The sequence below is a fragment of the Paenibacillus sp. NPDC058177 genome (assembly GCF_042883835.1).
GTDB lineage: Bacteria > Bacillota > Bacilli > Paenibacillales > Paenibacillaceae > Paenibacillus_AQ > Paenibacillus_AQ agri.
In genome coordinates, this window is sequence record NZ_JBHVVB010000001.1 from 571,298 (window position 1) to 592,022 (window position 20,725).

Consider the following 20,725-nt stretch of genomic DNA (forward strand, 5'->3'; position numbering starts at 1 on the left):
AATGAAACGGGGGATAATGTGATGAGCAAATCTACCAAAGCTTCAGTTAAAAAAATGGCGACGATGATGCTTGCGGCTACATTACTGTTTGGACTCACAGCATGCGGGGGAGCAAATGACAATACTGCGGCCAAGACACCGGGCAGCTTCAACAAGGAAGGCTTACCGATTGTGACAGAGCCGGTGACCCTGAAAGTTCTGACCATGCGCTGGGGCAATATGGGCGATACCTTCACTAACAACCAGTGGCTTAAGGATCTGGAGAAGAACTCGAATGTTAAAATCGAATGGCAAGTGGTCTCCTCCAACGACTGGGCTGAGCAGAAATCCATCATGCTGGCCAGTGGTACGCTGCCTGACATTATTATAGGTAACCAAACGTTCACCGATTCGGATATCGTGAATAACCTGAGTTATTTCCGCCCGCTGGATGATTATATCGCCCAGTATATGCCTAACCTTAAAGCGGCCATGGATGAGACACCAGAGCTTAGAAAGATCAGCACTTATCCTGATGGAAAAATATACTCTTTGCCAACCAGGCTGCCGGCCCGGCCGCAGAGCAAGAACCAGCCAGTCATCAACAAGGCATGGCTTGACAAACTGGGACTGAAGGTCCCGGACACGATTGACGATCTCCACAACGTACTGAAAGCTTTCAAGGAGCAAGACCCTAACGGAAACGGCAAGAATGACGAGATTCCTTTTACGGAGAATGGACTGGGGGATTTTCTTACACCTTTTGGCATCACAGATATCAATTTAAACAGCATGATGGTCAGAGACGGCAAGCCGCTCTTCATCCCGGTGTCCGAGGAATATAAAGAAGGCCTCAAATGGGCACATCAATTATACAGCGAGGGCTTAATCGACAAAGAGCTGTACACGCAAGACAACAGCATGACATCAGCCAAACAGCAGAATGCGGATGCCGCTATCGTTGGCTTCACGTATCAATGGACGCCGGATGCCGTATTCGGCAAGTGGAAGGATCAATATATTGCAATTCCACCGCTTACCGGTCCAGACGGGAAGAAGTATCAGCCTGGAGATCCGAGTGGTCTGAGCTACAACCGCAACGAGATGCTGATTACAACGTCTTGCAAAAATCCGGAGATCGCCGCTCGTTGGGCGGACCAGTTCTATACGAATGAAGCCAGTATCCAGAATTTCTGGGGCGCAATCGGTACCGTGATCCAAAAGAATGACGATGGCACGTATACCCTGATGGACCCGCCAGCCGGTACCAGCGCGGATGCCTGGTATTGGGAGCAATCGCTGCGTGATTTTGGTCCGAAATATGTAAGCCCTTCGTTCGAGAAGGACATCGTATTGAATCCCGAAACCGGGGATGGACTGAAGCAGGAACTCGACAAACTGGGTAACAAATTCGTGACGACGCCATTCCCGAACGTAATGTACACAGCTGAAGAGTTCAAGGAATTGCCGACATTGACTACGGATATTGATGGCTACGTGGCCACCATGCGCGCCCAGTGGGTCACCAAAGGCGGGATCGACGATACCTGGGATATTTACGTCAAAAAGCTCAATGACATGGGCCTAGCGCAATTGATTAAAATCCGGACAGATGCTTACGAACGCTATATGAGTGTAAAGTAGGAAACTTGTAGGTGACGTTGGCATCGAGGAAATAGGAAGGAAATACTACGGGTGATATTGTTAGCACAGAAATAGTAGGAAAATTTTTAAAAAAAGGGGAGGCCCTTGCCGCAGATGGCAGGGGACCTCCCTTTGAGTTGTTCAGTTAGCTATCTGGCCAACCAGCCGCCATCTACGGCCAAAAGATGGCCGTTCATATAGTCGGAAGCGGCTGAGGCCAGGAAGACAGCCGGACCTTTAATATCGTCCGGTGATCCCCAGCGACCTGCAGGGATGCGCTCCAGAATTGATTCAGCCCGCTTCTCGTCGGCCCGAATTGGCGCGGTATTGTCTGTAGCCATGTAGCCCGGGGCGATGGCGTTGATGTTGATCCCATGAGGTGCCCATTCATTGGCCAAGGCCTTGGTCAATCCGGCGACGCCGTGCTTGCTGGCGGTATAGCCGGGAACGGTGATGCCACCTTGGTAGGAAAGCATGGAGCAGATGTTGATGATTTTACCGGATTTGCGTTCTAAGAAGTGGCGTCCGGCAATTTGCGAGAGCAGAAAGACGGTATGCAAGTTAAGGTCGATGACATCGAACCAGTCCTGTTCGCTGTGCTGCTCCGCGGGTGCCCGGCGGATGATTCCGGCATTATTGACGAGAATATCGACATGCCCTGTAAGGGTCAGGGCCTCGTCAAAGACAGCCTGAAGCCCGCTATGCTGACTGAGGTCTGCTTCGATGCCCAGCGTCTTGACACCAAGGGCTGCGGCAGCTTCCAGTGTATGGTCGCTAGGATTGAAGGAGACCGAGACGATATCCGCGCCTGCTTCGGCTAACCCAAGCGCGATGCCCTGTCCAAGTCCGCGGGCGCCTCCGGTAACGAGAGCCGTTTTGCCGGACAAGCTGAATAAGGAAGACATATGAATTACACTCCTTTTTAAGCCTCTGAAGGTAGTTAATATCTAGGTATTAATTCTGCGATCCGCACTCCAGGGTTACACCGGCGCTCCGGAACTGTTGCGCGGTCTCCGCTGGGAGGCCACTGTCAGTAAGGATGAGATTTACTTCCTCCAGCGAGGCGAACGTACGGAGTGCGGTGTGGCCGAATTTGTGATGGTTCACCACCGCGATTACTTGCCGGGCCGTGGCAACCAAGGCTTGCTTGAATTCGATTAAATCTCCGGTATAGATAGACAGACCGTGTTCGAGATGAACGGCGGTTGCCGAGAGAAAGGCTTTTTGAATATTCAGCTTCTGCACATAGGCGACAGCTTCGGGACCAGCCAACATGTTGCGGACACGGTACCCTCCGGGAACGACGAGACGGATGTGCTCCTTGGGAGCCAGTTCGCCGATGATATGCACATCATTAGTGATGACGGTCAGCGGCCGGTTGTCGAGCCGCCGGGCGATCTCGAGCGTTGTACTGCCCCCGTCCAGCGCGATAATATCATCCTCTTCAATGTGGGCCAGTGCACGCTGTGCGATCTCGCTTTTCTCCTCGGCGTATTTGTCCAGCGGCTCCCGGGACGGCAGAATGCCGAACTGGTCGCTCTGCGCCAGCACGGCACCGCCGTGCACACGGACAATCAGCCCCTGTTCCTCCAGTCGGGTCAGGTCTTCACGAATCGTTTTACCTGTGACCTGGAGCTTGTCACTCAGTTCATTGACCGTTACATCCTTTTGGTTCAGCAGAACCTCCATAATCATCTCATGCCGTCGTATCGGGTTCATCCTTGTGCCTCAGCTTTCCGTAAATGTAGTGATTCTATTGTAATTCTTTTATGGATACGGGGTCCATATCATCATATCTTTTATTATCACCGGCCATGCTCCAGATAAATGTATAATTGCTTGTGCCTACGCCGCTGTGGATCGACCAGCTTGGAGAGATGACCGCTTGCTCGTTGCTCATGACAATATGGCGGGTCTCGTCTGGCTCACCCATAAGGTGAAACACTGCTGCGTCTTCCGGGAGTCCAAAATAGAAGTAGGCCTCCATCCGGCGTGGATGAATATGGGCAGGCATCGTGTTCCACATATTGCCCGGTTTCAGTTCAGTCATGCCCATCACCAGTTGTGCGCTTTGCACACCATCAGCGTGGATGAAGCGGTAAATGGTGCGTTCGTTGGAGTTCTTGATATCTCCCAGAGCGCTGGAATCGGCCTCGGCCAGTGTGGTCTTAGCGGTAGGATAGGATTGATGCGCAGGAGCAGAGTTCAGATAGAACTTGGCTGGCTGAGCGCTATCATTGCTTTTGAAACTAACTTCCTTAGAGCCCTGACCTACGTACAGACATTCCTTCGTGCCCAGTTCATATGAGGTACCATCAACAGTAACTGTCCCTGCGCCACCTACATTAATAACACCAAGCTCACGGCGTTCCAGGAAATACGTGACACCGAGTTCCTTTAGATCTGTTGTCAGTTGCACTTCTTGCGTCACCGGCTGCGCGCCGCCAATGATCATGCGGTCTTCATGGGTCAGCACGAGCTTCAGCTCATCGGGAACGAAGAGGACGGGAATATGAAATTCCTTGCGCAGGCGCTCAGTATCGAATTGTTTGACTTCTTGGGGATGGGATGCGTAGCGTCTTTCCATGGTGTGATCAGTCTCCTTTTTGAATCGGAATTGGTTTCTATATGTTCAAATTACTCCATTTGGGTTCATTTATCAAGTTTAAATACTTTTTAGGTTCATTTGTTTGGGCTGGATGATGGATAGGAGAAGAACTATTGACAATCTGTCATAGCGCTGTTATTTTTAATGCATCATTAATAAAGATCATTTATAAAGTGTATTTATATATTAAGAGGGATAAATCTAATGGACACTCATTGCAAGATTATTTAGGGTTCTTTTGAATGGAGTATGGTCAGTAGTTGTATATGTATGAAGATGAGGGAGGTCCTGAAATATATGCTGTCACACAACTGCGGCGCAAGCGGAGAGGAGCAGTCGGGGTGGACGGAAGAGGATTGGGATTGTTGGGAAGAGCATGGATATTTTCTGCGGCGGCGGGCCGTTCCGAAGTTTTATATTCTGCGTCTTCTTTCCCTGATGCCAGCTGAAGCAGACAGACAAAGGGCCTTATCGAATAAGGATTTATCTGTAATACGATCTCATCCATACATGTGGGATATTCTGCTGCGTTATAAGGTATATGAAGCTTTTTCCGGACTATGGGAGCAGCCTGGACTATGGTTGTATCTCGAAGGGCTGAGAATTAGGGGAAACGATGCCCAGACAGCTTCAATGCAGAGTCCAAAGATAGAGGGCTGCATTTGTTTGTTAGCCCAGCAAGTGGAGTTTCATTATGCTGATCACTCTGGCAGAAGGCTTGCAATAGCTGTTGAGGTGGGGGATTTACTGATATATGCCAGTGATAAACTGGTTTTGCTTAGTCAGACCTCGGATTTGCTGCCAGTGACCATGGTTCCAGCGCAAGATAGTGAGGATTGCAGGAGCGACCGGATTCTATTCTGGAATGAGATCCACCAGGCAGGACAACACGGGAGGGTGATTCTGAACGAGCTTGGTGAACGATTGCTGGGACTGTCCGCTTGGTAATCTGAGATGAATAGAGTGTGTCTCTTGGGCTGGAAAGTCCAGATCTAAAATTATGGAGGTAACGACGATGTGGATACTAACAGGAATAGTGCTGTTGATCGTACTGTGTGGTTCGGTACTGGGGCTGGCGGCGATACCGATCAAGATGCATCAGCGGCAGCGGCCAGCTGCCGTTAAGGGCGGCAATGGAAATCACAAAGCTGATAAGTCTGCTGAGGAGCGCGATCCCTTTGATTCACTATTTGATGTGTATGGGGCTTAACTCGCTGGTACTGAAAAATAAGCTTTCCTTTTGTCTAAGAGGCACATTTTCCTCGCAGCATTACGGTTTTCGTAATCTTTATTGTATATAGGTGGAGACAATACTTAAAATAAAAGGTATTATCCTAGTAGGCAATAGGGAAATATAGGATGGACTGTCGCCTTGAACTATGGCCTAAACCTAAACTATAAAGAAAACAATGCGGAGGTATGAACGGTGTCAGAGACTGAATTTCGCGTGGAAAAAGACTTTCTGGGCAGTAAACAGGTAGAAAAGCACGCCTATTACGGTATTCAGACGCTACGTGCGGTCGAGAATTTTCCGATTACCGGCTATCGGGTGCATGGTGAATTAATCAAAGCGATGGGGATCGTAAAGAAAGCCGCAGCACTGGCCAATATGGAAGTGGGCAGACTGTACAAAGGACTCGGAGAAGTGATTGTAAAAGCCGCAGGAGAGATCATTGATGGCGGGTGGCATGACCAATTTATTGTGGACCCTATTCAGGGTGGTGCCGGCACTTCGCTGAACATGAATGCCAACGAGGTGATCGCTAACCGTGCACTGGAGCTGCTGGGCAAGGAGAAGGGCGATTATCTGCAGCTCAGCCCGAACTCCCATGTTAACATGGCTCAGTCGACGAATGACGCCTTCCCTACTGCGATACATATTGCCACACTGTCACTGCTGGAACAACTGCTGGCCACCATGCGGAGTATGCATGAGGTATTTCTGCAGAAAGCCCAGGAGTTCGATCCGGTGATCAAAATGGGCCGGACACATCTCCAGGATGCTGTACCGATCCGCCTCGGCCAGGAATTCGAAGCCTATAGCAGAGTACTGGAGCGCGATATCAAGCGCATCGAGCACTCCCGTCATCATTTATATGAAGTGAACATGGGGGCAACAGCGGTCGGCACCGGGCTGAATGCCGATCCTGATTATATCGTGCAGGTGGTCCGTCATTTGGCGGAAATCAGCGGTTTCCCGCTTGTGACTGCAGATCATCTGGTGGATGCCACCCAGAATACAGATGCTTACACAGAAGTGTCGGCGACACTGAAAGTCTGCATGATGAACATGTCCAAAATCGCCAATGACCTGCGGCTGATGGCCTCTGGTCCACGTTCCGGATTCAATGAAATCTCGCTTCCGGCCCGTCAGCCAGGCTCCTCGATCATGCCGGGTAAGGTCAATCCGGTTATGGCAGAGGTCATTAATCAGGTAGCCTTCCAGGTTATTGGAAACGATCACACGATTTGTCTTGCTTCTCAAGCGGGCCAACTGGAGTTGAACGTAATGGAGCCAGTGCTGGTCTTCAACCTGATCCAGTCGATCAGCATTATGAACAATTCGTTCCGGGTCTTCACGGACTATTGCTTAGCCGGAATTGAAGCGAACAAGGAGAAGCTGGAACAGGAAGTGGAGCGCAGTGTCGGCATTATTACCGCTGTCAATCCGCACCTGGGTTATGAGGTCGTCTCCCGAATTGCGCGTGAGGCCATTCTGACCGGGGAATCTGTACGAGAGCTGTGTCTTAAGTACAATGTACTGACTGAGGAAGAGTTGAACATGATCCTTGATCCTTATGAAATGACCCATCCGGGAATTGCGGGAGCATCGCTGCTGCATAGAGAGTAGAGTTTGCCCGAAAAGCGAAAGTACGGACAGCAGCGCAGCGGAACATCGAGGCGGCGAACGTTCCTCTTTCGCTTTTTGACGTTATGAAGAACCGCTAAAGGCCTGATTTCTATTCTAAAAATGAGGTGATGGCATGGATTATCGTATAGAAAAGGACACGCTTGGAGAAGTGCAGGTGCCAGCAGATAAATACTGGGGTGCTCAGACCCAGCGCAGCCTGCAGAATTTCAAAATCGGCAGCGAAAAAATGCCCCGCGCTCTGATCTATGGACTGGCGCTGATCAAAAAGGCGGCGGCACAGGCGAACGCGGAGTTAGGCTTGTTGGATAATGCCAAGATGCAAGCCATCGTACAGGCGGCGGACGAGATTTTGGCTGGTGACTTTGACAAACATTTCCCACTTGCAGTTTGGCAGACGGGCAGTGGTACTCAGACCAATATGAACGTTAATGAGGTCATTGCCCGCCGGGGGAATGAAATTCTAAAGTCCAGCGGCGCTTCAGCCGTGATCCATCCCAATGATGATGTAAATAAAAGCCAAAGTTCCAATGATACTTTTCCTACAGCAATGCACATTGCCGCATATCTTGCCGTAGAGCGGCAGGTGCTGCCTGCGATCCGGCAGCTGGCGGCTACGTTAAGCGGAAAAGCAGAATCGTTCAAAGACCTTATCAAGATCGGGCGGACTCATCTGCAGGATGCAACCCCGATCACCCTTGGTCAGGAAATCAGCGCCTGGGCGGCTATGCTCAAGAAGTGCGAGCAGTTCATTGAAGTCAGCTCGAAGTCGCTGCTGGAGCTGGCGATCGGCGGAACTGCAGTGGGTACAGGCATCAATGCCCATCCGGAGTTTGGTGACAGGGCAGCGGCAGGGATTGCCGCAGAGCTGTCCGGCGAATTTACTTCTGCCGCCAACAAGTTCCATGCACTGACGAGCCACGATCAACTCGTGCACGTGCACGGCGCATTGAAGGCGCTGTCTGGCGATCTCATGAAGATCGCCAACGATGTCCGCTGGCTGGCGAGCGGCCCGCGCAGCGGCATCGGCGAGATCAGCATCCCGGAGAATGAGCCGGGCAGCTCCATTATGCCGGGCAAGGTCAACCCGACGCAGAGCGAAGCGCTGACGATGGTGGTGTGTCAGGTGTTCGGCAATGATGTGACCATCGGCATGGCAGCCAGTCAGGGGAATTTCCAGCTGAATGTGTTCAAGCCGGTTATCATTCACAGCTTCCTGCAATCGTGTCAGCTTCTCGCCGACACAATGATTTCGTTTGACGAACATTGTGCGCAAGGGATCGAACCCAATGTGAACACGATTGAACGGAACCTGCATCATTCCCTGATGCTGGTGACTGCACTCAATCCACATATCGGTTATGAGAATGCAGCCAAGATTGCCAAACTTGCCCACAAAGAAGGGCTTACCCTTAAGGAAGCCGCCTTGCGCTTGAATCTGCTGACTGAAGAGCAATTTGACAGCATGGTCAAGCCGGAGGATATGATTTAATAAAGCTTGCTCTATCAGATCTGTTTAAGAAAATTAAAATTACCGTGAAAAGTGAGGGTGTTTTTCCCTCGCTTTTTTTCTTAAACTTTGAATCCATTGTTCTACATAAGTCTGACTGAGCAGTTTTCGAGATCGCAGCCATGGATTCGCTAGGACGGAAAATCCGTCTCAGCCCGATCGATCCTGATCATCTACCGACCGATTTGCTTTGATGTGACGCTGAATATTCGGCATAATGTTCATAGGTGAAAAAACATCAATAGGCAAGGAGACGAACATCATGCAGCGAATCAGCAGGCAAAAGCGGATAGAAGGAACCAGGGTGCCCGGTATCATTAATAACAATCAGTATTTTTATATTAATGTGGATGTCTACGAGGACGGTATGGTCAACTGCTGGGAACTAGTAGATTTGACAGGGGCAAAGGAAAAGTTGGAAGCGGGTTGGCTTGTTACGAGAGTCCCGGAGGGCGAAAGTCTGTCAATCCATGGATTGGGTGCATACAAGATTGCGTCTGCTGAGTGGGCTTTTGATGAGACCTCTTACTTAAGATATCTGCAAGACACCGTCCGTACACTTAATCCTGAACTTGAGAATCTCTATACGATTTCAGTGCGTGACAAGCAGCAGCATGGGCGCCGGGTGATCCATTCACCCAATGCTAGCGAATTCTACGTGCAAACCGAACAATTTTATCAGACAGCTGCAGGTGACGGCTTCACGATGTTTCTGAAGCATGAGGGCCAGAATTATATCGCCAATATTGTCGTCTATGAAGACGGTCTTGTATCCTGTTACACGCCGGCATTTGAATGGAAGATGACTTTGGACGAGGTCGGGGACTTGTTTCGGAATGGCACGTTGTTCACCAGCTTCACAGAGTCTACTACGGTTAGATTTGATAATTTGGGGATCATTACATTTGATGAAGTCTTGTATAGTGCTGAACCGGAGGAGAAGTACAAGGAGCTGGCCAATGCATATCAGAAGCTCAGCGGCGGCGAGACCTCTTTGGAGAAGTGCCGGCAGGCGTATTACAGCTACTTGGAGTATCCCACTGACCATGCCAGGGCCAGACTGAAGGAATTGTACGAAGAAGTCCCGGAGCATGAACGGATGTATTTGGGCGATATGGACATCAAAGATTATGACTATGCCAGAATCATTTATAATCCGGAAGAGAAGAGAGAAGTGTAACGGTGTTGAGGTATGATCTTAAATCCAATCGCGGGTTTGAATAAAATATAATGCTATTCAACCGAAAGCACGTCCCACTTGGGCCGTGCTTTTTTTGCGATATCGTAATACTTTTACCCTGTTCAGGAATACGAATTTCAGTGAAAATTAACATCAAGAGAAGCGAATTTGCAAGTAAGGAGAAGATGGTAATGGCGATCCTCCAGTTGAGGTCCACAAACCCGCAGTTTTCATTTTTAATCAAAAAGAATCCCGGTTCCGGTATGATGCTTCGCCCTGTTCGTAAAGGCATAGCCTATGGATGGTATACCGATGCTCAGACGTATAATGTGTATTTTAAAGATGCGGATAATGAAATTTCTTACAAGCAGCATGAGCAGGAGAACTTCGAGTATTTGAATGTGTCGCGGTACAATACGCCGTTGTTTCCACTGAATGCAATGAACGAATTTTTCTCAGCGCCGCTAAGGGTACAGGATGAGCGGGATGTTGAGGGGTATGAGCAGACCTTGTTCATCAATATGATTCATATTGAGTTGGTGCGCTATATTCATTTTTTTGAAAAGCATTTGCCAGACTTCACCTTTGAAATGAGTCATCAAGGTCACAAAAGTTATTCGTTAACGGTGAAGACGAGCAAAAGCCTCTACCAGCTCCTGCATGTTGCGGGTGTACTGTGTTTGTTCCTCTCGGCCTTCGGCAATGAGTACATCGATATTTCGGACAGTATCCTTGATAAATATATCAAGAGCGTAAACGTCATGGATGCGCCATTTTATATCCGTAGCCTGTTCGTACGCAATTTTTTATCGTCGAAGGACCGGTTCCACAAATACAAGGGTGAGCTGGAAACAACAGATCGTTATGATATCCAGTTTGCCTATGGAGGAACGGCACTACAGCGCAGAATACATATTGGCAATGTCTTAGCCTTCGATAAGTCGATTGTAGATATTGGCTGCGGAGAAGGGTTCTATGCTATTCCTTTTGCAGGAAAGCTGGAGGCTAGCTATTATGCGATTGATATTGACGAAGAGCGCCTAGAGACGGTAAGACGCAAAGCAACGGCCAAGACGATCGACAATATTGTTCTTGCAAGCTCCATCGATCAGTTCCTGGAAAGCTATAACGGGGAGCAGGTGGACGTGATTTTAACGGAAGTGATTGAACATATGAGTCTGGATGAGGCTGCTAAGTTAATCCGGCAAATCTGCACGTCTATTGATTTTGACCAACTCATTATTACGACCCCTAATGCGGACTTTAACCGCTATTATGAACTGAAAGATTTCCGCCATGAGGACCATAAGTGGGAACTTGGGGAAGAGGATTTTCAGCAATGGATGATTGATGTGATTCAAGATGGCGATGTGCATGCCGAGTTCGTAGCCATAGGTGATTGTGTAAATGAAACCCGAACCACACAAGGCGTTATTCTTAAGCAAAAGGGGGCCTAATCGATGCTTATTCAGACAAAGGTTCATACGATCTTTATGTTAATCGGTTCTACAGAATGCGGTAAAACGACATTTGCCAAGGAAGTGCTGATTCCCGGGCTGCAGTTTGAGGATCACAGTCGTGCTGTGCGGGCCAATGTCCAGTACCTATCCTCTGACCAGATCCGTCAGGATATCCTCGGCTATGATTACGATAAGTACGATCAGATTATGTTGGAGTCCAGTGAGCAAGCTTTTAAGCTGTTGTTCGAATGACTGAAATTGGTAACGTCCTTTCCGATCAATGCCGAGTTTGTGGTGGTTGATACTACAGGCTTGTCAGAGGACTTTCGAGCGAAGGTCAAGGGGATTGCCCAAGAGAACAACTATAATCTGGAAGCCATCGTCTTCGATTATCGGAAACGTGACGACTATTATGCATCAGAACGTTCCAAGAAACTGATCACAAGCCATATTAACCGGTTGAAGACGGAAGTCCTTGGCTCCTTGGCCCGTGAAGGATATTCGAAGGTACATCGAGTGCGGGCTAAGGATTTTTATGTACCGGAAGAAGAAAAAGCCAATTCGGAATACAGTATCGTCATAGAGGATTTACAAGCGTATCTATCCAGTGTATTGCCGCAAGACCAGCAGTATATCATCGTTGGCGATGTTCACGAATGCGTGGACGACCTGCAGGGACTGCTACTGGATTACGGATACAAGATTGAAGATGGTAAGTGGATTGCCGGAGAGAAGCTGAAGCGAACCAAGGTGATTCTGGCCGGGGACTGGATTGATAAAGGAAAACGGACGAGGGAGATCATTCAATTTCTGTACGATAACCGGGAGCACCTGGTTCTTGTTCTGGGGAACCATGAGAACTTCGTAGATAAGTATTTGCGTGGTGAAGTGAAAGGTGTGGATCAAGAGCTGCTTCATTCGTACTTTGACTCTACCCAGACGCTTCTGCAAGATCCGGAATTGCTTGAGAAATTTCAGTATCTGGTTGCCGTGTCGAAGCCGTTTTACCGGTATGTAGGTGTTAATGGACCCTCTTATTATGTTACCCATGCGCCTTGTCGGAACAAGTATATAGGCAAGCTGGATAGAAATTCGGTTCGCCATCAGCGGAATTTCCGGTTGGACCGGGAAGGTCTGGTGGAAGAGCAGCTTTCTTTTTTACGGGAGGAAGCGGTTAAAAATCACCCGTATCATATCTTCGGGCATATTGCGGCCAAGCAAGCTTTTCGAATCTATAATAAAATTCATATCGATACCGGCAGCGTCTATGGCAACCAGCTCACAGCGGTCACCATAGGGTACAAACCGTTTGTACGGTCACATCGGTCGAGCAGGGCGGTCATTCCGGAAGAACTGCCAATGCTGTTCCAGGAACCTAGAAAGGTCTCACTTCAGGATCTGGAGGAAGAAGAGGCACGCCGTCTCCGTTACGCTACTCGCCATAAAGTGAACTTTATCTCGGGTACGATGTCCCCGTCAGATAAAGATGAGGAGACACAAGAACTGGAATCGTTAAAGCAGGGCTTGGCGTATCCCCAAATCGTGGTATTCAGCAGGTGGTATTGCAGCCGAAATATATGGGCTCTAGATGCAATATTTATCTGCACAAGGAGCGGGAACAGTGCTTTGCTATTAGCCGTAACGGCTACAGGATTAAAGGAGCAGATTTATCGGAGATTTATACCGGGTTGTACGAGAAGTTTAGCAGCTTCATGGAGAAAGAGAAGATAGCGATGCTGATTCTGGATGGGGAGCTTCTGCCATGGAAGGCGCTCGGAGAAGGGCTGATCGAACGTCAGTTTAAGCCGATCGAGGCGGCGCTTGGAACAGAGTTGACCTTTTTGCAGGAAAATGGTTTTGAAGAGGCGTATCACGGGCTTGTTGCTGCTTATGAAGCAAGTGGCTTTGAGCAGGATCAGAATCGTACTGCCAAATCTGCTTTGAGTGAGAAATATGGGGCAAGTGTGTATCAGACCTACAAGTATATTCACGATATAAAGGCGAGTTATGTGCCGTTAGCCGATCATCAGAATGCATATGATGTCTACAAGCGGCAGATGGAGTTATACGCTGGGGACGAAGTCATGGAGTATAAGCCTTTTACTATCTTGAAAATCGTCTACGAAGATGGACGCGAGCAGCAGCCGGATTGGAAGACATCCGAGATGTACAGCTTTCTGTCGGATGACGAAGCGATTGTATTAGATCTTGCAGAACCGGATAGCTGGAAAAGAGCAGAGCAATATTTCTCCAAGCTTACGTTTGAGAGAGGAATGGAGGGCATTGTAATCAAGCCGGAGACATGGGATGGAAGTACAGTGCCGTATATGAAGGTGCGCAACCCGGAGTACTTGTCCATCATCTACGGTTATGACTATAAGTTACCGCATAAGTACCGGAAGCTCTTGAAGCAGAAGAATATTGCCCGGAAGCTGCGTACTTCCTATAATGAGTATAAACTGGGAAGAGATCTGCTGGCGATCCCGTTTGATGAGATCAACTCTGGACATGAAGGATACAAAGAGATCGCTGCAAATTTGCTGTTTGAAGTGGCTAAGGAACGGGAGATTGACCCGCGGTTGTAAGGATTGTAGAGCGTCCATCCGTATTAACGGATAGGGCGCTTTTTTTGCGATGGAATCATAAAAGAATATGAGATTGATCCCTTGAATGGAATCATTGACAACTAATAAACATTAAATTAATATCTAATTAGATAAGTGACTAATTATAAGGTGTTCAAATACGATCTCAAGAAAGGTGCATATCAGATGAGCGATCAAGATCAAGCATTGAAAGCATCTGTTATCCGTAACTTTTCCACAGCCGATGGACGGTTGCAGAGCATTCCAGTACAGCGCAAGAAGAAGCTTATTATCTTGGAGTACCTGATTTCCAAGCTGGAGCCGGGACGTCCATATCCCGAGAAGGAATTGAATATGTTTATCAAAGGTTTTCATGAGGATTTTGCCACGATCCGCAGGGAATTTATTGTGCATGGATTCATGACCCGGGAGAATGAGGTATATAGGTTGGCCCCGCAGGAAAACTGGGCGACATAGGGTGGATTAGCCGCAGGCTACTAAGTAGCGCGAGGTTAATAGGGAACTTCATGAGTGTAGAAAAGAGGGGCGGGGTGCCTCTCTTTTTCATATCATTGAATCCGTCTTCATCCAGCGCACCCACGTCGTGCTGAATCGTAAGGCTAATGCTATCAGTTCCAAGTTGATCCACAGTGGTGACCCCCGATTCCGGGAGAAGTCCCCCGATCGCTGCGACGAAAGCTTGAGTTTCACTATCTTGCTATTGTATTCCAAAATGCGTACAGGCAGGCCTGGATAGGGGTATACTATCCATAGAGGTGAGCGGAATGAAGAGTGGAATCGATAGCAGAATCGAGCGCGAAATGGAAAGCAAAGACGAGAGTCGAACAGAGCACCGGACAGAGCATAACATGGAGAAACTGGCTGTGAGTCGAACGGAGCGCCAGAATGAGCGCAACACGGAGAGCCAAATCGAGCTCCAGACCGAGCACAAAATAGATGAGAAATTGACGGAAGAGAAATGGCAAGCCATTCTGTCTAATAACGCCGCGTGCGATGGCACCTTTTTCTATGCTGTGCGGACTACGGGTATCTTTTGTCGACCATCCTGCAAATCGAAGGCCCCGAAGCGCGAGAATGTCGCTGTTTTCTCGGTAGCTGAGCAAGCGCTGGCAGCTGGATTCCGCCCCTGCAAACGTTGCAAGCCCACCGGGGAGCGATTACCGGATGCAGAGTGGGTTGAAATTATGACCCGATACATGGACAATCACCTATCTGAGCCTGTAACGCTTGGGCATCTGGCCGAGGTATGCCATGGGAGTCCCTATCATCTGCACCGGACATTTAAGAAGATCATGGGTATCACTCCGGTGGATTATCTCCAGCAGCAGAGGGTGGCTAAGGCCAGACAATATCTGCTTCAATCGGAGCAAGGGGTGGCCGAGATTGGCCAAAGTGTTGGTCTACCCAATACCTCTTATTTTATTACCCTATTCAAGAAAAAAACGGGCTACACGCCCTCTCAATTCCGCCAGCTTTACCAGGCAACGACGCAAGCTGCGGAAGATAATATATCAGCCAAGGAGGCATCCATATATGAGTAAAGAGACTAGTCCAGTTATCTATTGGACGTTGCTGGATTATAAAGAATGGTATTTTTACATCGCTGCTACTGAGAAGGGGCTCTGTTATATCGGCTCACAGGGGAAGCCATTTAGTGAGACGAGCACGTGGGCTGAACGCAGGTTTCCGGGCAGTCCGCTTATAGAAGGTGAGGCTCGGCTACAGCCATATCTAGCTGAACTGAAAGAATACCTGGACGGGGAACGTCAGGACCTTATCTCTCCAGCCGATTTGATTGGCACCCCCTTTCAGCTTGAAGTATGGCGCGCGCTTCGCGAAATTCCATATGGCAGTACATGGTCCTACTCGGATATTGCAGAGCATATCGGCCGTCCGTCCGCAGTGCGGGCAGTGGGGACCGCTATTGGAGCCAACCCGGTCTTAATTACCGTTCCGTGCCACCGGGTGATCGGCAAAAATGGAAGTCTAACCGGCTTCCGGGGCGGGCTGGAGATGAAGAAACGGTTGCTGGAACTGGAGCAGGGCACTGCTATTGCTGGAGAACAGCGCCTGCAATTTTAAGCAGGGAGTTTGGTGAAGGGGAATTCTTTTTATAAATGTCGGGTAGGGACATGTTATAATGAGAAGGAGCATTCATACTTCGTTTTATCTTAAATTGTAATGGCTTATTGGAGGTACAGTGTGGCAAAAGCAAAGGTAGCAAAACGGCCGACGAGAGACGAGTTCGTGCTCGAAGAACTTGGCAATCAGCTGGCAGAAGCCAAGATGGAAGAATCTGAAATTCTTTTGACCGTATGGGGGCAGGAAGAGCAGGTACGTGGTGTTATTGTTGACATGGACCCTCGAACCGGTAAAGTGCATCTCAGCTATCATGAGACTCTTATAAAAGTGCCTTTTATGGATATTATGCAAGTCAATTATCCCAGGGACTAATACTCATGACTCGAACCCCAATTCTGCGATTGGGGTTCTTTACTGCCAAGCGATCTTTGCCCCGTAAGGAAAAATCACATAATCTGTATACTGCGAGGTGAACAGGATGGCTACGGAGCTTTTGTACAAACAGCCGAAGACACTGCTGAATAAAGGAACGGGATTTCTGTCGGGCTACAGCCACTCCCTAAACCCATACACGGGTTGTTCTTTTGCTTGCTCTTACTGTTATGTGCGCCAAATGCCGGTCTCGATCTTCCGTAAGGAAGAGTGGGGCACCTGGGTGGATATTAAGCAGGGGGCGGCGGAGCTTTTACGCAAGGAACTGCTCCGGGCAAAGGCGAAGGGACCGGTCACTATATTCATGTCCTCCAGTACAGATCCCTACCAGCCGGTTGAATATAAAGAACAGGTCACCCGTTCGCTGCTGGAGGTCATGGTGCAGGAACAGCCGGACTTTCTGCTAGTGCAGACACGGAGCCCGCTGGTGCGGCGGGATATAGATTTGCTGCGGGAGCTCGGAAACCGTGTGCGGGTCAGCCTGACCGTGGAGAGTGATCTGGACGAGATCCGCAAGCGCTTTTCCCCTGCTGCTCCGCCCATCGCTGCCCGTCTCAAGACATTGGAGCTGCTCAAGGAGGCAGGCATTCCCGCTCAGGCTGCGATTGCACCGGTGCTGCCAAGCAGCCCGGAATTCCCGAAGAAGCTGAAAGAAGTGGTAGACCGGGTCTGTGTGGACGATTATTTCATGGGTGACGGTAGTGGAGGCAAACGTACGCGGAAGCTGGGAATATCTTCGTTATATGAAGAACAGGAGCTGGAAGAATGGTATAACCCATCTGCATGGCGTATCGTATATGACCGGATGAAGACGTTTTTTTTAGAAGAGCAGGTATTGCTCAGCCAGCAAGGTTTTGAGCCTTGATGACTATCCTTGACTGGATGTAATATGAAAGGGAATTGAATGAAAGGTTGATGATGATGCAAGCGGGTAAAACCAATGCAATGCGCATTCTGGATGCGAAGAAGATTCCATACGACATCTTTTCTTACGATCATGAGGATGGGCAAATCCATGGGACTGCGGTCGCCGATAAAATAGGCCAGCCTGCAGAGAAGGTCTTTAAGACGCTCGTTTCGCACAGCGGCCCTAATATATACGTGTTCGTGATTCCCGTTGGCGAAGAGCTGGATTTGAAGAAGGCCGCCAAAGCTGCCGGGGAGAAAAAGATTGAAATGCTGCCAATGAAGGATTTGCTGAAGTGGACAGGCTATATCCGCGGGGGCTGTTCCCCGGTAGGCATGAAGAAGCTATACCCGACCTATATTGATCAAAGCGCAGAGCCCCTTGAGATGATGGCTGTCAGTGCAGGGAGAGTCGGCACACAGATAGGGCTTGCCCCGCAGCAGCTAGCGGATACTGTATCCGCAGTTTTCACGGAGCTGATTAAACAGTATTGATGTACATTAAGCGGAAGCCTGAAAGAGTCAAGTGGGGTTCCGCTTTATTTTATTATTGTTTAGCATGCAAAAGAGTTTGCGGTCTTCTCCCCCTGATTGCGGGTATTTGCGGAGATTGGTCGACAATCATAATATATCATGATATATTATTATGTATAAGGTGAAATAATGAAAGTCAGGAGAACCGATAGCCATGAATGAGACGACTTCTTCCAAGCCGATGTATGAGAAAATATTTGACGAAGTGAAGCAGGATATTGTTACCCAAGCTTACAAGCTAGGTGAGCGTGTTCCTTCCGAAAAGGAACTGGCTGAAGCTTATAATGTAAGCCGCATTACCAGTAAAAAAGCGCTGGAGCTGCTGGCAGCCGAGCGATTGATTGTACGTAAGCCGGGAAGGGGCTCTTTTGTAGCTGATCCCGTGCATGACTATGTAGAAGAGGAAGCGTCTTCAGCCGGACATCCCGATGAACCCGCTATCAAATTTGCACATCAAGAAGAGAAGACCATTGGCTTGATTATTACCGATTTTGGTAACAGTTATGGTACAGGGCTGATTTATGGTATGGAGCAGGCTTCACGAGACAAAGATTGTTTTCTGGTGCTGAGAAGAACCTTCGGCATCCCTGAGAATGAGGAGCTGTCGATTCAGAAGCTGCTGGGCCTCGGGGTAGACGGGCTAATTGTGTTCCCCGCCCAGGGTGAGTATTTCAATGCGGAAATTCTGAAACTGGTGATTGACCGCTTTCCGCTGGTCCTTGTCGACCGGCATTTGAAAGGCGTGGCAGCGGCTTCGGTCAGTTCTGATAACCTGAAGGCTGCGCTTCAAGGCACAGAGTATCTATTTGATCTTGGACATACGCATATTTCCTTTCTGTCGCCGCCGCCGGTGGATACGACCGCAGTGGAGGACCGGATTGAAGGGTTCATCCAGGCTCATGCCCAGCGGGGGATCATGGTTGACAAAGGGCTATGGGTCAGTGATCTGACCTCAACGCTGCCCAATTCTTTTAATGATGAGAACATTGAGCGCGACATATCACGTCTGGTCTCCCATTTGCAGAACCATCCTTCCATTACTGCCTTGTTCGCCATCGAATACAACATTGCTCTGCTGGCCAAAACAGCGGTGGAACGGCTTGGTCTGCGTATCCCTGAAGATATTTCGATCATCTGCTTTGACAGTCCGCCGACACATTTGGGCGGGGGATATTCCTTCACCCACATGCAGCAGAATGAAGAAGAGATGGGACGGATTGCAGTAGAGAATGTGCTCAGTATCATGAACGGACACACTGTTCCGAATAAAATCATGCTGGAAGCCCGGTTGATCACCGGTGAATCCACCGGTCCTGCCCGAGATCCAGGCACCGTCTAGCGGTATTGGTGTCAACGAAATATATCCGTCGAGAATCGTCATTCCCTTAGAAACCTGTCAGCTTGTGATGGGTTTTTTGGGGTTCTTTGTGCATTTATTTGCTCTTAGTATCGATATAACAATATATCATTATCGAAAATAAAACATATTGACATATGGATGGTATACCAATATACTAATTTGTGAAAGCGCTTTAGATTAAAGTGAAGATGGGGAGGTTATGAAGCTGAGCTCAAACAATCAAATTCCGCAGGCCATAGAAGAACTTATAGCCGCAATACATGAGAAGCTAGGGGATCGCCCCAGACTGGCAGGGATGTTTGAGAAGTGTTTGTTGAACACATGGAATACGACGATTAAGCGTAAGCCCGATGGTACCACCTTTGTCATTACTGGAGATATTCCAGCCATGTGGCTGCGGGACTCGGCAGCGCAAGTTAGGCCGTATCTGATTCTTGCTTCCAAGGATGAGACAATCGCAGATATGATCCAAGGGCTGGTCGACCGGCAATTTGCCTATATCCAGCTTGATCCTTATGCCAATGCTTTTAATGAAACTGCTGCTGGCCAGGGCCATCAGGACGATCTGACAAAAATGAATCCCTGGATATGGGAACGGAAATACGAGATTGACTCCTTATGTTACCCCATTCAGCTAAGTTATCTGTTATGGAAAAATACAGGGCGGACCTCCCAGTTCAACCCGAATTTTGTAACAGGGGTCAGAAGGATACTGGAATTGTGGAGCAAGGAACAAAATCATGAAAGCGATTCGGCTTATCGGTTTCAGCGCTTGAATTGCCCATCGACGGATACACTGATCCGTGACGGCCGGGGAAGCCTCACCGCATATACAGGAATGACCTGGTCAGGCTTTCGCCCCAGTGATGATGCCTGTGAATACGGTTATCTGGTACCAGCCAATATGTTCGCAGTTGTAGCACTGCGGTATGTGGAGGAAATTGCCCATGAGGTGCTGGGGGATATTGAAATGGAGACAGCCGCTTCCAGGCTCAGGGCGCAGATAGATGAGGGCATCCGCGAATATGGAATCGTGCAGCATCCGGAGTTCGGCGATGTGTATGTCTATGAGGCAGATGGTTTGGGGAATGTGAATCTTATGGATGATGCTAACGTGCCCAGCTTGCTGTCCATTCCTTATCTGGGCTATGCAGAAGCAGATGATCCCGTCTATCTCAACACCCGCAGGCTGATCCTAAGCAAGGAGAATCCTTATTATTATGAAGGCAGCGCTGCAGCCGGTATTGGCAGCCCACACACGCCCGAGCGATATATCTGGCATATTGCACTGGCGATTCAGGGGATGACGGCGACAAGCCGGGAAGAACAGAAAGGACTGCTCGATTTACTGGAGCGCACTGATGCCGGAACGGGCTTCATGCATGAAGGTTTTCATGTGGATGATCCCGGACAGTTTACGAGACCCTGGTTCTCTTGGGCCAACATGATGTTCTGTGAGTTTTTGTTAATGACCTGCGATATATCCGTTAAGCGAAGCTGAGAAGGCAGGCGAATGCAACGTCTTGCCGCTGCACATGTCTGTTGAATGCAGTGT

The 20,725-nt window shown here is 48.9% G+C and carries 17 protein-coding genes and 2 pseudogenes; 16 read left to right on the forward strand and 3 right to left on the reverse strand.

The window, feature by feature from the left end:
* Nucleotides 1-21 precede the first annotated feature (21 nt).
* Entirely contained in the window at nt 22-1,623 is a 1,602-nt protein-coding gene (locus ACFVU8_RS02630) for an extracellular solute-binding protein (protein ID WP_379464323.1), read from the forward strand.
* A gap of 149 nt (nt 1,624-1,772) precedes the next feature.
* Here ACFVU8_RS02630 and kduD read toward each other — a convergent pair whose 3' ends face one another.
* The 3 genes from kduD to kduI are packed head-to-tail and all read right to left on the reverse strand — an operon-like array spanning nt 1,773 to nt 4,210.
* On the reverse strand, nt 1,773-2,528 hold the full coding sequence (kduD, locus tag ACFVU8_RS02635; protein WP_387425747.1) for a 2-dehydro-3-deoxy-D-gluconate 5-dehydrogenase KduD: 756 nt from the start codon (nt 2,526-2,528) through the stop codon (nt 1,773-1,775).
* A gap of 49 nt (nt 2,529-2,577) precedes the next feature.
* A complete protein-coding gene (locus tag ACFVU8_RS02640) occupies nt 2,578-3,342 on the reverse strand; it encodes a DeoR/GlpR family DNA-binding transcription regulator (protein ID WP_387425748.1) in 765 nt (254 codons plus the stop codon).
* A gap of 34 nt (nt 3,343-3,376) precedes the next feature.
* On the reverse strand, nt 3,377-4,210 hold the full coding sequence (gene kduI, locus ACFVU8_RS02645; RefSeq protein ID WP_387425749.1) for a 5-dehydro-4-deoxy-D-glucuronate isomerase: 834 nt from the start codon (nt 4,208-4,210) through the stop codon (nt 3,377-3,379).
* Nucleotides 4,211-4,528: 318 nt separating this feature from the next.
* Between kduI and ACFVU8_RS02650 the strand changes: the two genes are divergently transcribed.
* The 15 genes and pseudogenes from ACFVU8_RS02650 to ACFVU8_RS02720 all read left to right on the forward strand — a co-directional run bounded on the left by ACFVU8_RS02650 (nt 4,529) and on the right by ACFVU8_RS02720 (nt 20,671).
* A complete protein-coding gene (locus ACFVU8_RS02650; RefSeq protein ID WP_387425750.1) occupies nt 4,529-5,179 on the forward strand; it encodes a hypothetical protein in 651 nt (216 codons plus the stop codon).
* Nucleotides 5,180-5,246: 67 nt separating this feature from the next.
* A complete protein-coding gene (locus tag ACFVU8_RS02655) occupies nt 5,247-5,441 on the forward strand; it encodes a hypothetical protein (RefSeq protein ID WP_387425751.1) in 195 nt (64 codons plus the stop codon).
* Between the two features lie 216 nt (nt 5,442-5,657).
* Nucleotides 5,658-7,082 (forward strand): aspartate ammonia-lyase, encoded by a 1,425-nt coding sequence (gene aspA, locus ACFVU8_RS02660; RefSeq protein WP_387425752.1) that lies wholly within the window; start codon nt 5,658-5,660, stop codon nt 7,080-7,082.
* Nucleotides 7,083-7,215: 133 nt separating this feature from the next.
* Nucleotides 7,216-8,592, forward strand: a complete 1,377-nt coding sequence (fumC, locus tag ACFVU8_RS02665) for a class II fumarate hydratase (RefSeq protein WP_387425753.1) — start codon at nt 7,216-7,218, stop codon at nt 8,590-8,592.
* A gap of 280 nt (nt 8,593-8,872) precedes the next feature.
* Nucleotides 8,873-9,790 (forward strand): DUF7638 domain-containing protein, encoded by a 918-nt coding sequence (locus ACFVU8_RS02670; RefSeq protein WP_387425754.1) that lies wholly within the window; start codon nt 8,873-8,875, stop codon nt 9,788-9,790.
* A 191-nt stretch (nt 9,791-9,981) separates the two neighbouring features.
* Nucleotides 9,982-11,247: a class I SAM-dependent methyltransferase gene (locus tag ACFVU8_RS02675; protein ID WP_387427171.1), complete on the forward strand. Its 1,266-nt coding sequence runs from the start codon at nt 9,982-9,984 to the stop codon at nt 11,245-11,247.
* Nucleotides 11,248-11,250: 3 nt separating this feature from the next.
* Nucleotides 11,251-13,835: pseudogene (locus tag ACFVU8_RS02680) on the forward strand (metallophosphoesterase).
* Nucleotides 13,836-14,042: 207 nt separating this feature from the next.
* Nucleotides 14,043-14,312, forward strand: a pseudogene (locus ACFVU8_RS02685) (DUF2087 domain-containing protein); the annotation flags it as partial.
* 476 nt (nt 14,313-14,788) lie between these two features.
* Nucleotides 14,789-15,397: a bifunctional transcriptional activator/DNA repair enzyme AdaA gene (locus ACFVU8_RS02690; protein ID WP_387427173.1), complete on the forward strand. Its 609-nt coding sequence runs from the start codon at nt 14,789-14,791 to the stop codon at nt 15,395-15,397.
* Nucleotides 15,390-15,938, forward strand: a complete 549-nt coding sequence (locus ACFVU8_RS02695; RefSeq protein ID WP_387425755.1) for a methylated-DNA--[protein]-cysteine S-methyltransferase — start codon at nt 15,390-15,392, stop codon at nt 15,936-15,938. The genes ACFVU8_RS02690 and ACFVU8_RS02695 overlap by 8 nt, the downstream gene beginning before the upstream one ends.
* A 120-nt stretch (nt 15,939-16,058) precedes the next feature.
* The gene (locus tag ACFVU8_RS02700; protein ID WP_175371861.1) at nt 16,059-16,310 is read left to right on the forward strand and encodes a YolD-like family protein; all 252 of its coding nucleotides are present in this window, start codon (nt 16,059-16,061) and stop codon (nt 16,308-16,310) included.
* A gap of 106 nt (nt 16,311-16,416) precedes the next feature.
* Nucleotides 16,417-17,235, forward strand: a complete 819-nt coding sequence (locus tag ACFVU8_RS02705) for an SPL family radical SAM protein (protein ID WP_387425756.1) — start codon at nt 16,417-16,419, stop codon at nt 17,233-17,235.
* Between the two features lie 56 nt (nt 17,236-17,291).
* The gene (ybaK, locus tag ACFVU8_RS02710; RefSeq protein ID WP_387427175.1) at nt 17,292-17,771 is read left to right on the forward strand and encodes a Cys-tRNA(Pro) deacylase; all 480 of its coding nucleotides are present in this window, start codon (nt 17,292-17,294) and stop codon (nt 17,769-17,771) included.
* A gap of 193 nt (nt 17,772-17,964) precedes the next feature.
* Nucleotides 17,965-19,149, forward strand: coding sequence for a substrate-binding domain-containing protein (locus tag ACFVU8_RS02715; protein ID WP_387425757.1), 1,185 nt, complete (start codon nt 17,965-17,967; stop codon nt 19,147-19,149).
* A 220-nt stretch (nt 19,150-19,369) separates the two neighbouring features.
* Nucleotides 19,370-20,671, forward strand: a complete 1,302-nt coding sequence (locus tag ACFVU8_RS02720) for a glycoside hydrolase family 125 protein (RefSeq protein ID WP_387425758.1) — start codon at nt 19,370-19,372, stop codon at nt 20,669-20,671.
* Nucleotides 20,672-20,725 lie beyond the last annotated feature (54 nt).